This window comes from Kineosphaera limosa NBRC 100340, from assembly GCF_000298215.1.
GTDB lineage: Bacteria > Actinomycetota > Actinomycetes > Actinomycetales > Dermatophilaceae > Kineosphaera > Kineosphaera limosa.
Map to the genome: position 1 here is coordinate 147312 of NZ_BAHD01000005.1, position 14294 is coordinate 161605.

Sequence of the window (14294 nt, forward strand, 5' to 3'; positions counted from 1 at the left end):
TTCGTGACCGACACGCTTCCGGAGTCGATGGCGGGGGTCCGCCTGCCGGGTAACAGCACCGTCGAGCCGGTCACCGTGCCGGTACCCGTGCCGGGCGCGCGTCAGGTGCTGCTGAAGACCAAGGCCTCGTCGATCTGCGGCAGCGACATTCGCGCGATCTACCGCGAGCACCTCGGCCACGGCGCGGAGGCCTACCAGGGCGTCATCGCCGGGCACGAGCCGTGCGGGCAGGTCGTCGCTGTCGGTGCGGGCGTGCGGCGGATGTCGGTCGGAGACCGCGTCGTGGTCTACCACATCGCCGGCTGCGGGGTCTGCGAGGAGTGCCGCCGCGGCTACGAGGTGGGCTGCCACGAGCCGTTCCGCGCCGCGCATGGCTGGCAGCGTGACGGCGGGCACGCGGACTACATCCTCGTGGAGGAGGACAGCTGCATTCTGCTGCCCGAGCCGCTGACCTATGTCGACGGAGCGCTGGTCTCGTGCGGCTTCGGCACCGCCTACGAGGGCCTGCTCAAGGCCGGCGTCGGCGGGCGTGACCGGCTGCTCGTCACCGGCCTGGGACCGGTGGGCCTGGCGACGGCGATGCTCGGTCGGGCGCTCGGCGCGACGTTCGTCGTCGGCTCGGACATCAACGAGGGGCGGCGTCAGCAGGCCCTCGACCTCGGCCTCGTGGATGTCGCCGTGGCACCGGAAGATCTCGACGCGGCGGTCGCCGAGGCCACCGACGGGTTGGGGTGCGAGGTCGCCATCGACTGCTCCGGCAACGCCTCCGCGCGGCACGGCGCGCTGCGCAACACCCGCGCGTGGGGCAGGTGCGCCTTCGTCGGGGAGGGCGGCGACGTGAGCTTCGCCGTCTCCGACCTGCTAATCCACAAGCAGATCACGCTGTACGGCTCGTGGGTCACCTCCGTACGCAACATGGAGGATCTGCTCGAGCAGCTCGTGCGCTGGCAGCTGCATCCGGAGGTCGTCGTGACCCACCGGATGCCGCTGTCGGAGGCGTCGCGCGCCTACGAGATCGCCGACTCCGGCGAGGGCGGCAAGGTGTGCATCGTCTTCGACGAGGACGGCGAATGAGCCGCCGGGCGACGTTAGGCTGACCGGGCGAAGGAGGCCGGTGTCCGATCCGGTCGGACACCGGCCTCGCCGCGCCAGCAGTTCACCCACGGGACGCGGGCGTCCCGTCGACGCAGGAGGAATCCGTTGTCCCAGAGCCTCGTTGCGGGAGTCGACTCCAGTACCCAGTCGACGAAGATCGTCGTGTGCGACGCCGAAACCGGTGCGGTGGTGCGCTCGGGGCGCGCCGGACATCCCGATGCCACGGCGGTCGACCCGCAGCGCTGGTGGGAGGCGTTCGAACAGGCCGGCGCCGATGGGCTGCTCGAGGGGGTGGAGGCGATCGCCGTCGGGGGCCAACAGCACGGCATGGTCGCCATGGACGCCGACGGGCGCGTGCTGCACGACGCGCTGTTGTGGAACGACACCCGTTCGGCCAAGGAGACCACCGACCTGACCAGCGAACTCGGTGGCCCGCAGGCGTGGGTCGACGCCGTGGGGCTCGTGCCCGGCACCTCGTTCACCCTGACCAAGCTGCGCTGGTTGCGCGACCACGAGCCGGAGGTGGCCGAGCAGGTGGCCGACGTGGTGCTGCCGCACGACTGGCTGACCGGGCGGATCCTGGCCGACGGCGGCGCCCGGCCGTCGCAGTGGGTCACCGACCGCGGTGACGCCTCGGGCACCTTGTACTTCTCGGCCTCCAGCAACGAGTACCGCACGGACTTGTTGGAGCTGGGCCTCGGGCGGGTGTGCGGGGTGCCGCGGGTCGCGGCGCCGAGCGAGATCGTGGGCCGCACCGCCTCCGGGATGATCGTGGGGCCCGGGACCGGCGACAACATGGGCGCCGCGCTGGGGCTGGGCCTGGGCGCGGGGCAGGCCGTGGTCTCACTGGGCACGAGCGGAACCGTGTTCGCGGTGAGCGACACCCCACCGGCCGATCCCTCTGGGGCGATCGCCGGTTTCGCCGACGCGACCGGGCGGCAATTGCCGCTGATGTGCACGCTGAACGCCGCGCGGGTGTTGGTGGCCGCCGCCACGATGCTGCGGGTCGAGCTCGATGAGCTGTCGCGGCTGGCGCTGGCGGCGCAGCCGGGCGCCGGGGGCCTGAGCCTGCTGCCGTATTTGGACGGGGAACGGACCCCGGCGTTGCCGCAAGCCACCGGCACCCTCGGGGGGCTGTCTCGCACGAACGCGACGCCGCAGAACCTCGCGCGGGCCGCGGTCGAGGGGATGCTGTGCAACCTCGCCGACGGCGTCGATGCGCTGCGTCAACAGGGCTCCCCTGTCGAGAAGGTGCTGCTCATCGGCGGGGCCGCGATGTCCCCGGCCGTGCGGGCCGTGGCCGCCGACCTGTTCGGCGTGCCCGTCGCGGTGCCCGCGGCGGGCGAGTACGTCGGTATCGGCGCGGCCCGGCAGGCGGCCTGGGCGCTCTCGGGGGCCGACGCCCCGCCGCAGTGGGAGCGCACCATCGAGGCCGAGACCGAGCCCGGCAACGCCGAGGCGTCCGCCGAACTGCGCGAGCGCTACGCGGCCCTGCGGGTGGGCCTGCACGGCTGACCCCTCGAGGCGGGCTGTGGTTGGGTTGATGGCTGACGGCTGATTCCCTACCTCGAGGAGCGCTTCCAATGTCCGACATCCTCATCATCGGTGGCCACGGCAAGGTGGCGTTACGGCTCGCCCCGCTGCTGGTTCAGGCGGGTCATCAGGTGACCTCGGTCATCCGCAACCCGGACCACGGTGCCGATGTCGAAGCCACCGGCGCGACCGCGCTGCTGTTCGACATCGAGAGCGCCGACACCGCCGCGATCGCCGACATCATCCGCGGCCAGGATGCGCTCGTGTGGAGCGCCGGGGCCGGCGGCGGGAGCCCGGAGCGCACCTACGCCGTCGATCGGGACGCGGCGATCCGCTCGATGGAGGCCGCCCACGCCGCGGGTGTGCCGCGGTACGTGATGGTCTCCTACATCGGTGCCGGACCGGACCACGGAGTGCCGCGGGACAATCCGTTCTTCGCCTATGCCGACGCCAAGACCGCCGCCGACGCCCACCTGCGCGGCAGCGAGCTCGACTACACGATCCTGGGCCCCGGGACGCTGACGGTGGAGCCCCCCAGCGGGCGCATCGACGTGGGCCGGTTCTCCGATGGCACCAACACCTCCCGCGACAACGTCGCCCAGGTCATCGCCGCCGTGCTCGAGGAGCCGGCGACCATCGGGCGCACCATCGACTTCCGCGACGGCCAGACCCCCATCGAGCAGGCCATCCTCGGCTGAGCCGAGGGGGTGAGGGCCGGGCGGCTGGGGTCAGGGCAGCAGCACGTGGCGGGTCATGAGGTGGGCCAGCGTCGCCGTCAGCGGATCGACGTCGTGGTCGCTCTCGGGGTCGCCCGCACCCGACCCGTGGGGTGTACGCAGGCACACGCCGCCGTGGACCGGGCCCGGCTGCACGAGCGTGCTGCGTGGCGCGGCGAGCCAGCCGAAGAGCGCGCCGCGGCGACGGGCGCGGGCCATCCCGGCCGATCCGCCTCCGGTCGCGGTGGCCTGGAGGTGATCGAGGGCCAGGCGCAGGGCATCGAGGTCGAGGCGCGGGTCGAGGGCGCGCAGCCGATCGGCGTCGACATGCCAGGCGACCGCGAGGGCGTCGAGATCTTCGGCGTAGAGCACGACCCCGACATTGAGAAACTCCTCCCGCTCGGGCCGGGGCACGGCGCGCAGCAGAAAGTACTGGTAGGGGATGGGCTGCTCGCTCATCGGCGCCCACCGCCCGCCGTCGCCGGTCCGGGCAGCCACGCCTGCGGGGCCTCGATGCGGGCGCGCAGGTGCTCGACGTAGGCGGTGCGCAGGGCCTGCTCGTCGGGCAACGTCTGCGTCGGCTCCAGCCACTGCGCCGGGACCGCGCCGACCACACGCTCAAGTGTGCGGTCATCGAGGCGGGCGGCGAGCTCGGCGTGCCGTGCGCCGGGGTCGGGCGCCAGGTCCCGCAGCACGTGCCGGTCGGCGTCGAACCGCTGCGCGGCGAACCGCTGGGGGTTCGGCGGCCGCGACGGCCAGCCGTGGTGGAAGTACAGCGCAGCGCCGTGGTCGATGAGCCAGGTGTTGCGGTGCCAGACGAGCAGATTCGGGTTGTCCCAGGTGCGGTCGACGTTGGCGGTCAGCGCGTCGAGCCACAGGATCGCCTCCGCCTGGTCGGCAGCGGCGGGCCGGGAGCCGTCGTAACCGAAGGCGCCCGGCAGGTAGTCGACACCCAGGTTGAGCCCGGGGGAGGCGTTGAGCAGGTCCTGCACCTCCTCGTCCGCCTCGTACTTGGCGATGGCTGCCGGCAGCTCGATGCCGACCAGATCGGGCACGGGCAGGTCCAAGGCCCGCGCGAGGCCGGCGACGATGACCTCGGCGACGAGCACCTTGACGCCCTGACCGGCTCCGGTGAACTTGGTGACGTACATGCCCAAGTCATCGGCCTCGACCAGGCCGGGCAGGGAGCCGCCCTCGCGGAACGGCACCACGTAGCGGGTCGCGGTGACCCGCCGCAGGTCGGCGCCGAGAGCCGTGTCGGAGGCCGAGTCGAGAGCCGAGTTGGGAGTCGAGTCGGGAGGCATGGCGCCAGGGTAGCCAGCCGCGCCGCACCCGCCGTTACGCTGGGCGGCTATGGAGCCGGTCTACACCCCAGTCATCGGATTCGCCCGCGCGTTGTTCGCGGCGGAGGGCCTGAAGTTCACGGTGACGGGCGCGGAGCACGTCCCGCGCACCGGCGGCGGGGTCGTGGTCATGAACCACCTCTCCTACCTGGACTTCGCCTACGCAGGGCTGGCGGCGCGCCCGAGCAAACGGGTCATCCGGTTCATGTGCAAGGACACGATCTTCGAGCACCCGGTGGCCGGGCCGCTCATGCGCGGCATGAAGCACATCCCGGTCGACCGCGAGAGCGGTAGCGCGTCGTTTCGGGCGGCGCTGTCGGCGCTGAAGTCCGGGGAGCTCGTCGGGGTCTTTCCGGAGGCGACGATCTCGCGGTCGTTCGAGCTCAAGGAGTTCAAGACCGGGGCGATCCGGATGGCGCAAGCTGCGCGCGTGCCGATTCTGCCGGTCGTGCTGTGGGGCTCGCAGCGGGTGTGGACCAAGGGTCGCCCCAAGCACCTCGGCCGCACCAACGTGCCGATCACCCTCAGCGTCGGCGAGCCCATCCACGTCGCCAAGACCGACAAAGCTGCCGTGGTCGAGCAGGAGCTTCGGGCACGGATGCAGCAGATGCTGGACGCCGCCCAGGCCGTCTACCCGCCACTGAGCGGTGACGACCTGGTGTACCTGCCCGCCCGCCTGGGCGGTCGTGCCCCGACCCTGGAGGAGGCGACGCAGCTCGACGCGGCCGACGTCGCCGCCCGTCGCGCCGCCAAGGGACTGGCCTGAGCCGGTTAGCGCCCTGGCCTGCGCTTTCCGTCTCGATCGGCAAGCTTGTCGGTGCCCGCGGGTAGCGTGCGGCTCGTGATGGGGAGTCAGATCGACGGTCAGAAGCAGGTCCTTGACGAGAGTCAGAACTCGAACTTGAGCCCGCAGTTACCGGAGGCCGAACGCGAGCGGGCGCAGGTGGTGCTGCATGCCCTGGCCGGGCCCGGGGCGCGGCTGCGGGCCGACCAGGAGCGGGCAGTCGCGGCGTTGCTGCTGCCCGCGGCGCGGGTGCTCGTCGTGCAGGCCACCGGTTGGGGCAAATCGGCGGTGTACTGGGTGGCGACCGCCCTGCGTCGTGCCCAGGGGGCCGGCCCGACGCTCGTCGTGTCGCCATTGCTGGCGCTCATGCGCGACCAGGTGGCCGCGGCGCAGCGGGCGGGCCTGCGCGCGGTCACGGTGAATTCGGGCAATGTCGAGCAGTGGTCGGCGATCGAGGAGGCGCTGCGCGCCGACGAGGTCGACGTGCTGCTGGTCTCGCCGGAGCGACTGGCCAATCCCGGCTTCGGGCGCCGCGTGTTGCAGCACCTCGCGGGGCGGCTGGGATTGCTCGTCGTCGACGAGGCGCACGCCGTCTCGGACTGGGGTCACGACTTTCGACCCGACTACCGGCGGGTCGCCGACGTGCTGCGCGACCTGAATCCGCAGACTCCGGTGCTGGCGACGACGGCCACGGCCAACGCCCGCGTCACCGCCGACGTCGCCGCTCAACTGGGGCAGACGCTCGTGCTGCGCGGCCCGCTGTCGCGCGCCTCCCTGTCGCTGGCGGTCGTTGAGCCGATGGCGCCGCTGGACCGTTACGCCTGGGTCGCCGAGCATCTTCCGCGGCTGCCCGGCTCGGGCATCATCTACATGCTGACCGTGGCCGACACCGCGCGCCTCGTCGAGGCGATCCGCGCCGTGCACGGAGACGAGCTGCCGGTCGCGGCCTACTCCGGGCAGTTGCCGGTGGATGAGCGCGAGGCGCTGGAAGACGCGTTACGCGCGAACCGGCTCAAGGCGCTGGTCGCGACGTCGGCGCTGGGGATGGGTTACGACAAGCCGGACCTGGGCTTCGTGGTGCACGTCGGCTCACCACCGTCTCCGGTCGCGTACTACCAGCAGGTCGGGCGCGCCGGGCGGGCCATCGATCACGCCGCGGTCGCCGTCTTGCCGTCCGGCGCCGACGCGGGCGTGTGGGACTACTACGCCACCTCGACCCTGCCCGACGAGGGGCAGTGCCGTCGGCTGCTCGAGGCTCTGGCGGGCCAGGAGCAGCCCCAGTCGGTCGTTGTCCTCGAGGCGCAGACGGGCCTGCGCCGCGGACGGGTCGAGTTGCTGCTCAAGCAGTTGGCGGTCGAGCGGGTCGTCAGCCGCGAGACCGACGGCTGGGTGGCCACCGGGGTGCAGTGGACCTACGACGCCGCGCACTACGAGGGCATCCTGGCCGGTCGGCGCCGCGAGGCCGCCATCATGACCGACTACCTCGCCGGCCGTTCCTGCCTCATGGAGTTGCTCGCCCTGGCGCTCGACGACCCCGACGCCGGGCCCTGCGGGCGGTGCAGCGTGTGCACCGGCGGCCTCCCGCAAGGGTGGACGCAGCGGCCGGGCGCCGCGACGGTCGCGACCGTCGGCGCGGTGCTGCGGGGCCAGCACACCGTGTTGGAGCCGCGGCGGATGTGGCCCGGCGGGCGCAGCGGGCTGCGCGGGCGGATCGCCGCGGGTGAGGCCGCGCAGGAGGGTCGGGTCCTCGTGCACGCCGACGCGCCCGAGTGGCTGCAGGTGCGACAGGGCGCTCTGACGCGCGACGCGCCACCTCCTGCCGAGCTGCTCGACGCGGCGGTCAACGCGCTGGTCGCCTGGCGTGGGCAGTGGCCGCAGCGGCCGGAGGTCGTCGTCGACCTGGCGGCGGCGGGCCTGAGTCAGGTCGCGGCCGGGGTCGCCGACCATTGTGCGACGGTGGGCCGGCTGGAGCGCGCCTCCTGGCCCGCGCCGGAGGGTGCCGCCGGCGTCGAGGCGGACCGGGAGCTCGCTGGACCCGACCAGGTGGCCCGGTGGCTGGAGGTGCTTGCGCCACCGCAGCGCCTCGTCGAGGTGGTCGCCGGGCGCACAGTGCTGCTGGTCGTGGACGCGACCGTCTCGGGGTGGCCGGTCACCATCGCCGCACGGGCCCTGCGGCGCGCCGGGGCGGGCGACATCCTCCCGCTCCTCGTGCACCGCCGGGTGTGACCCAAAGCACATACGCCGGTTCGTCTCGCCGAACCGCCCGACAGGCGGATGCTCGGCTGCGGGCGCGCGAGCATTCGGATCAGATCGGAGTCGAAGGCAACGCCTTCAGGTCATTGACCGGGCAGAGTCGGCGCTTTCGGGCCGTCAGCGTGCATGAGGTCGGCCGCCCGGGGGCATGGGAAGGGGTATCGGAGAGCGCCTTTCGAAGGGCGCTGATCCAGGAAACTGACGACCGTCGACCGCTCACGCGAAAGGGAGCAGCATGTTCGCCAGCAACCCCAGCCAGCAGAACCTACGACAGTTGTACGACGCCGACGTCATCGACGAGACCGGAGACAAGGTCGGCGGCGTAGGGCAGGTCTACCTCGATGATGTCACCGGTAACCCCACATGGGTGACCGTGCGCACGGGCCTGCTCGGTAGCACCGAGACCTTTGCGCCGCTCGACGGGGCGAGCATGGTCGACGGCAACATCCAGGTGGCCTACCGCAAGGACTTCATCGCGGAGGCGCCCGGCATCGACGCCGAGCACAGCCTGACCCCAGAGATGGAGGGGGAGCTGTACTCCTACTACGACATCCGCACCCTCGCCGATGAAGCGGAGGTAACCGACGAAGCGCAGCCCACAGATCAAACCGCCGCGGCCGCCGCGAACGAACCTCGCTGACCTGCGGGTCGAACGCAGGCGACGCCGGGCCCTCCAACCACCGCTCGACCAAGGAGTGCAATGTTCGGGACCAACATGACCCAAGAGGACCTTCGCGAGCTGTACGACGCCAACGTCGTCGACGAGAGCGGAGACAAGATCGGTGGCGTCGGGCAGATCTACCTGGACGACCAGACCGAGCGCCCCACGTGGGCCACGGTCAAGACCGGCCTGTTCGGCACCAAGGAGACGTTCGTGCCGCTGGCCGAGGCCTCCCTCGACGGTGCGGACATCCGCGTGCCCTACTCGAAGGACTTCGTCAAGGACGCACCCCAGATCGATGCCGACCACCACATCACAGCGCAAGAAGAGGACGAGTTGTACGGCTACTACCAAACCGCTGCAGGTGACGTCCGCCTGCGCAAGCACGAGCGAGCCGGCGGGCAGGCCGAGTCCAGGGAGCGGGCCGGCACCGCGGAGCAGGCCGGCGACGACGAGGAACGCGCGAACGGCTGACGCGGTCGGCCGCTCCTGGCCCCTGCTCGGACGTGCTGACTCACGTCAAGCGGGTGGCGCCCTGTTCGGCCTGGGTGACGAACGGCGCGGGTGATGTCCACCCTCGCTCCGAGTAGGCCTGCCGCACGGCGTCGGCTACCGCCTCCGCACCGGCCGGCCCTTGCGCTGCCACGAGGGCGATGATCGAGCCGCCGAAACCGCCTCCGGTCATGCGAGCACCGACCGCGCCGGCCGCCAAGGCGGCGTCAACGGCGACGTCGACGTGCGGCACGGTGATCTCGAAGTCGTCGCGCATCGAGGCGTGCGAGGCGGTCAGGAGCGGCCCGATCTCGCGCGGGTCGGCCCCGGAGCCCAGGATGTCGACGACGGTCAGCACCCGGTCGTCCTCGGTCACGACGTGCCGGGCGCGCTTGCGCAGCGTGTCATCGCTCAGCTTGGCCAGGGCGTCGTCGAGCTCGTCGCCGCTGATGTCGCGCAGCGCCGTCACCCCCAGCTGCCGCGCGGCCTCCTCGCAGTCGCGGCGCCGGGCCGCGTACTCGCCGTCGACGAGTGCGTGCGGGGCGCGGGTGTCGATGACGAGCAACGCCAGCCCGGAGCCGGAGAGGTCGAACGGCACGTTGCGCACGTCCAGCGTGCGGGTGTCGATGAACACGAGCTGTCCGGGCTTGCCGTGCATGGAGGCCATCTGGTCCATGACGCCGCATGGCATGCCGACGTAGTCGTTCTCGGCGCGCTGAGCCAGGAGGGCGATCTGCGTGGCATCGAGGTCGATACCGGCCAGGCCGGCCGCGGCCGAGGCGACCGCACACTCGATGGCGGCCGACGACGACAGGCTGGCGCCCAGGGGAACAGTGGAGTCGACGACGAGGTCGACGTCGCCGACGTCGTGTCCGGCCTCGCGCAGGGCCCACAGCACGCCCGCGACGTAGGCGGCCCAGCCCTCGACGGCTCCGGGGGTCAGGTCGGCGGCGGTAAACCGGATCGTCTCGCCGGGTCGCTGCGCCGAGGTCACGCTCGACTGCGCCCCGGTGGCCGGCGCCGCGGCGACGACGCATCGCTGCCGGATGGCCAACGGCAGCACGAAGCCCTCGTTGTAGTCCGTGTGTTCGCCGATGAGGTTGACCCGCCCAGGGGCGGCCCACACCCCTGCCGGAGCGCGGCCGTGCAGCTCCTCGAACAACTGCGCCGCGTGCTCCTGCTCGCTCATCGGCCCGACTCCTGCATGAACCCCCAGGCGTCGCTGACGATCTCCCGCAGGCCCAACTCCGGCTGCCAACCCAGCTGCTCGAGGGCGCGGGCGGAGCTGGCGACGAGCGTTGCCGGGTCGCCGGGGCGGCGAGGGTGCTCGTCGGCCGGCAGCTCATGACCGGTGACCTCGCGGCACGCGGCGAGCACGTCGTTGACCGAGTAGCCGGTGCCCGAGCCCAGGTTGAAGATGCGGTGGGTGCCGGGGCTGCTGGTTGCCAGCGCGAGCAGGTGGGCGCGGCCGAGGTCGACGACGTGCAGGTAGTCGCGCACCGCGGTGCCGTCGGGGGTGGGGTAGTCGGTGCCGAACACGGCCGCCCGATCGCGTTGCCCGGCAGGCACCTTCAGCAAGTTGGGGATGAGGTGGGTCTCGATGGCGTGCCGCTCACCGAAGCGGCCGCGGGCGCCGCCGACGTTGAAGTACCGCAGCGAGGTAGCGCCGAGCCCGTGCGCCTTGGCGTAGTCGGTGAGCATCATGTCGACGGCGAGCTTGCTGTGGCCGTAGGGGTTGATGGGGGAGGGCGTGACGTCCTCGGTGATCGGGGAGACGTCGGGCTCGCCGTAGCAGGCCGCGGTGGAGGAGAACACGAACCGCTCGATACCGTGCCCGCGGACCGCCTCCAGCAGCGCGTGCGAACCGACGACATTGTTCTCCCAGTACAGCTCGGGTTTCTCGACCGACTCCCCGACGAGCGATTTGGCGGCGAAGTGCAACACGCCATCGACGTCGGGACTCAAGAAGTCGGCCGCGTCGTGGATGCGCGCCTGCACGAACTGCGCGCCGTCGGGCACCGCGTCGCGGTGGCCGGTGGACAGGTCGTCGACGACCGTCACCTCGTGGCCGTCGTCGAGCAGTTGCGACGTGACGACCGAGCCGATGTAGCCGGCGCCTCCGGTCACGACGAGTTTCATACAGTGCCTTCCCTCGGATGCTTGCGTGTGCTGAGTGGGTGCGGCTGCGACCTGCGCTGCCAGCGGTCACGGCCACTCTATCCGCCGCCCACCAGCCGACACGTTCCCGGATTTCGCCGCCCCCGGGCAGCCCTGCTAGTGTTCAATGTCGTTGCCGACGGCCGCCACCAGGGCTCCTGGAAGGTCGCGGCGCTCACCTTGTCCGGGTGGCGGAATGGCAGACGCGCTAGCTTGAGGTGCTAGTGCCCTTTATCGGGCGTGGGGGTTCAAGTCCCCCTCCGGACACCAGCATCTTCGCAGGCCACGACCGCTATCTGCGGGTCAGGCGGGCCAGACTTCGCATTCAGCCTCATGCAGCGCGCGGGTCAACAGGTCGAAGTCGGCGTTGGCTCCCGTGTGCACGATCGCCACGTTGCGCCCCGCCACCCTCTCCCGCTCGGCCAGGAACCCGGCGAGGGCCAGGGAGCCGGCCGGTTCGGCCAGGTTGTGGGTGGCGCGGTACATCAACGCCATGGCGGCCAGGGCCTGCTCGTCGCTGACCTGCACGATGCGGGCCGCGCCGGCGCAGATGATGCGGACCGCGTCGGCATCCGGAACCCTGCAGGCGACGCCGTCGACCAGGGTGTCCGCTCGCTCGGTGGTCACCGGCTCGCCCGCATCGAAGCTCAGGGCGTACGCCGGAGCCCCCGTGGCAACGACGCCGACGATCTGCGTCGCGCGGCCCAGCAGGTCGCGGACGGCGATCTGTGCGCAGATGCCCGAGCCCATCCCCACCGGCACGTAGATCACGTCGAGGTCGGGCACCGCCTCGTGCAACTCGGCCGCCAGCGTCGCCACGCCCTCCACCAGCCAAGGGTGGAAGGAGGGGACGGCGAGCAGCCCGCGCTCGCGCGCCAAAGTCATCGAGTGCTCCCGCGCGGCCTGGAAGTCCTCGCCGTGCACCACCAGCTCGGCGCCGTACGCCCGCATGGCGGCGTTCTTGTCGGGACTGTTGCCCTGCGGCACCACGATCGTCACCGGCACCCCGAAGGTCGCACCGCCCAGAGCGAGCGACTGCCCGTGATTGCCGCGCGTCGCCGACACCAGGCCGGCAACCTGACCGTGCTCGGCCAGCAACCGCTCGACGTAGTTCAGGCCACCGCGGACCTTGAACGCACCCGTCGGATTGTTGCCCTCGTGCTTCACCCACGTCGGCGTGCCGGTCGACTCCTCCAACAGCGGCCAGCGACGAGCCGGTGTCGGCCGCACCTGCCGACCCACCCGCTCCCGCACCGCGGCCAAAGCCGCAGCGGACAGATCGAACTGCGAGTCGAGTTCGGACACGGTCTTCTCCTTCATCGATGCCGGTGCTTGCAGCGTACGGTCCGTCGGTGGCGCCGATCCCTGCGATCTGATCGGGCGCCCCCACGAGAACACGGGAGACACCGTTCACCCGCCAGATTGGGTGCCTCGCCTCATGGGCGCCTGCGCGAGGGACGGGTACCGTCGCCAGCATTGCCCGGAGAGTGGACCCCGCGATGTCTGGAGGTAGCAGTGTCCGATCAGCAGGTCTCGGAGAAGGAATCTCCCCCGCAGACGCGCAAGCGCGGGTTCGTCCAGCGGAGTCTGGACTGGATCGAGAAGGCCGGTAACGCGCTGCCCCACCCGGTGTCGCTGTTCGCCATCCTCGCCGTGCTGGTCCTCATCGTCTCGGCCGTCATGTCGGCGTCCGGGGTCACGGTGCAGTCCCCGGTGGTGGGCGAGGGCGAGATCGGTGTCAAGAACCTGCTCGACGCCGAGGGCATCGAGTACCTCTTCACGACCCTCGTCGCCAACTTCATCGGGTTCGCACCCCTGGGCGTCGTGCTGGCCACCATGATCGGCATCGGCATCGCCGAACACACCGGCCTCATCAGCGCCGCGCTCCGGGGCTTCGTGCTCGCCGTGCCGCGCACGCTCATCACCTTCGGCATCGTCTTCGCCGCCATCATGTCCAGCGTCGCCTCCGACGCCGGCTATGTGGTGCTGCCGCCCCTTGCGGCCATGATCTACGCCGCGATGGGCCGACACCCGCTGGCCGGTCTGGCCACCGCCTTCGCCGGCGTCTCCGCAGGCTTCAGCGCCAACCTGCTGCTGTCCGGCACCGACGTGCTGCTGGGAGAGCTGACGATCCAGGCGGCGCAGACCATCGATCCCGCGTACGCCGAGCAGATGAACCTGGCGATGAACTACTACTTCATCATCGCCTCCACGTTCTTCCTCGCGATCGTCGGAACGGTCGTCGGCCAGTACTACGTCGAGCCCCGGCTCGGCCCGTACCACGGCCCGTCGCTCGTCTCCGGTGCGGCCCCCGAGGCCGCGGCCGAGACCGAGCAGGTGCCGCGCGGCACCAGCACCTCGACGAAGAGCGCCGACGACGCCGCCGAGATCGCAGATGCGGCCGGCGATGCGGACGGCGCGGGGAAGGCCGACCCCGCCGAGTCTTCGGAAGAGGCCGAAGTGCAGTCTCTGGCGCTGACCCCGCTGGAGAAGAAGGGCATGCTCTGGGCGGGGATCTCCCTCGCGCTGACCTGCGTGGCCATCGCGCTGCTCGTGGTGCCGCAGAACGCCCCGCTGCGGGCGGACGACGGCGGCATCGTGCAGTCGCCGTTCATGAGCTCGCTGGTGGTCATCATCATCATCGCGTTCTTCGTGCCCGGCCTGGTCTACGGCATCGTCGTCGGCAAGATCAAGAAGGACGACGACGCGGTCGACATGATGACCAAGACGATGTCGGCGATGGCCCTGTTCGTCGTCCTGGCCTTCACCGCCGGCCAGTTCATCGCCTGGTTCAACGAGTCCAACCTCGCCACGTTCATGGCCGTCTACGGCGCGGAGTTCCTCGAAGGCATCAACCTCACCGGCTTCCCGCTGGTGCTGATGTTCATCCTCATCGTCGCGTTCATCAACCTGTTCATCGGCAGCGCATCGGCCAAGTGGGCGATCCTCGCGCCGGTCTTCGTGCCGATCATGATGCAGCTGGGCTACAGCCCCGAGCTAACCCAGATGGCCTACCGAGTGGCCGACTCCGGCACCAACGTCATCTCGCCGCTGCTGCCCTACTTCGCGCTGATCATCGCCTTCGCCCAGCGCTACGACAAGGGCCTGCGCATCGGCTCGCTCATCGCCGTGATGCTGCCCTTCTCGATCGCCTACCTCGTCTCCTGGACGGTCATGCTGGTGCTGTGGATGCTCGCCGGCATCCCCTTGGGCCCCAACGCACCGATCCTCTACCAGCCGTAACGCAGGCCCCAATAGCA

The 14294-nt window shown here is 71.1% G+C and carries 13 protein-coding genes and 1 tRNA gene; 9 read left to right on the forward strand and 5 right to left on the reverse strand.

Annotated elements, in window-relative coordinates:
• Nucleotides 1–3 precede the first annotated feature (3 nt).
• From KILIM_RS02545 to KILIM_RS02555, 3 genes are all read left to right on the forward strand, one after another.
• On the forward strand, nt 4–1074 hold the full coding sequence (locus tag KILIM_RS02545; RefSeq protein ID WP_006591047.1) for a zinc-dependent alcohol dehydrogenase family protein: 1071 nt from the start codon (nt 4–6) through the stop codon (nt 1072–1074).
• Between the two features lie 126 nt (nt 1075–1200).
• Nucleotides 1201–2610 carry a xylulokinase gene (gene xylB, locus KILIM_RS02550; protein WP_006591048.1) on the forward strand — a complete coding sequence of 470 codons (1410 nt, stop codon included), beginning with the start codon at nt 1201–1203 and terminating at the stop codon, nt 2608–2610.
• A 68-nt stretch (nt 2611–2678) separates the two neighbouring features.
• A complete protein-coding gene (locus KILIM_RS02555; protein ID WP_006591049.1) occupies nt 2679–3326 on the forward strand; it encodes an SDR family oxidoreductase in 648 nt (215 codons plus the stop codon).
• 30 nt (nt 3327–3356) lie between these two features.
• On the opposite strand, the gene KILIM_RS02560 is transcribed toward KILIM_RS02555, so the two are convergent.
• Complete coding sequence (locus tag KILIM_RS02560) at nt 3357–3803, reverse strand: DUF3037 domain-containing protein (protein ID WP_006591050.1); 447 nt, start codon at nt 3801–3803, stop codon at nt 3357–3359.
• Nucleotides 3800–4648: a HipA family kinase gene (locus KILIM_RS02565; protein WP_006591051.1), complete on the reverse strand. Its 849-nt coding sequence runs from the start codon at nt 4646–4648 to the stop codon at nt 3800–3802. The genes KILIM_RS02560 and KILIM_RS02565 overlap by 4 nt, the downstream gene beginning before the upstream one ends.
• Nucleotides 4649–4697: 49 nt before the next feature.
• Between KILIM_RS02565 and KILIM_RS02570 the strand changes: the two genes are divergently transcribed.
• The 4 genes from KILIM_RS02570 to KILIM_RS02585 all read left to right on the forward strand — a co-directional run bounded on the left by KILIM_RS02570 (nt 4698) and on the right by KILIM_RS02585 (nt 8859).
• Nucleotides 4698–5453 (forward strand): lysophospholipid acyltransferase family protein, encoded by a 756-nt coding sequence (locus KILIM_RS02570; RefSeq protein ID WP_006591052.1) that lies wholly within the window; start codon nt 4698–4700, stop codon nt 5451–5453.
• A gap of 78 nt (nt 5454–5531) precedes the next feature.
• Complete coding sequence (locus KILIM_RS02575) at nt 5532–7697, forward strand: DEAD/DEAH box helicase (protein ID WP_083875865.1); 2166 nt, start codon at nt 5532–5534, stop codon at nt 7695–7697.
• A 262-nt stretch (nt 7698–7959) separates the two neighbouring features.
• Nucleotides 7960–8364, forward strand: coding sequence for a PRC-barrel domain-containing protein (locus tag KILIM_RS02580; RefSeq protein WP_006591054.1), 405 nt, complete (start codon nt 7960–7962; stop codon nt 8362–8364).
• A gap of 60 nt (nt 8365–8424) precedes the next feature.
• On the forward strand, nt 8425–8859 hold the full coding sequence (locus KILIM_RS02585) for a PRC-barrel domain-containing protein (protein WP_006591055.1): 435 nt from the start codon (nt 8425–8427) through the stop codon (nt 8857–8859).
• Between the two features lie 40 nt (nt 8860–8899).
• Here the strand turns inward: KILIM_RS02585 and galK are convergent, their stop codons facing one another.
• Nucleotides 8900–10066: a galactokinase gene (galK, locus tag KILIM_RS02590; protein ID WP_006591056.1), complete on the reverse strand. Its 1167-nt coding sequence runs from the start codon at nt 10064–10066 to the stop codon at nt 8900–8902.
• On the reverse strand, nt 10063–11016 hold the full coding sequence (gene galE / locus KILIM_RS02595) for a UDP-glucose 4-epimerase GalE (protein WP_006591057.1): 954 nt from the start codon (nt 11014–11016) through the stop codon (nt 10063–10065). Before galE ends, galK begins: the two co-directional genes overlap by 4 nt.
• A gap of 200 nt (nt 11017–11216) precedes the next feature.
• On the opposite strand from galE, the gene KILIM_RS02600 reads away from it, so the two are divergent.
• Nucleotides 11217–11304: transfer RNA gene (locus KILIM_RS02600), tRNA-Leu, on the forward strand.
• 33 nt (nt 11305–11337) lie between these two features.
• On the opposite strand, the gene KILIM_RS02605 is transcribed toward KILIM_RS02600, so the two are convergent.
• Nucleotides 11338–12339 (reverse strand): threonine dehydratase, encoded by a 1002-nt coding sequence (locus KILIM_RS02605; protein ID WP_006591058.1) that lies wholly within the window; start codon nt 12337–12339, stop codon nt 11338–11340.
• Between the two features lie 210 nt (nt 12340–12549).
• Between KILIM_RS02605 and KILIM_RS24565 the strand changes: the two genes are divergently transcribed.
• On the forward strand, nt 12550–14277 hold the full coding sequence (locus KILIM_RS24565; protein ID WP_006591059.1) for an AbgT family transporter: 1728 nt from the start codon (nt 12550–12552) through the stop codon (nt 14275–14277).
• The last annotated feature ends 17 nt before the right edge of the window (nt 14278–14294 follow it).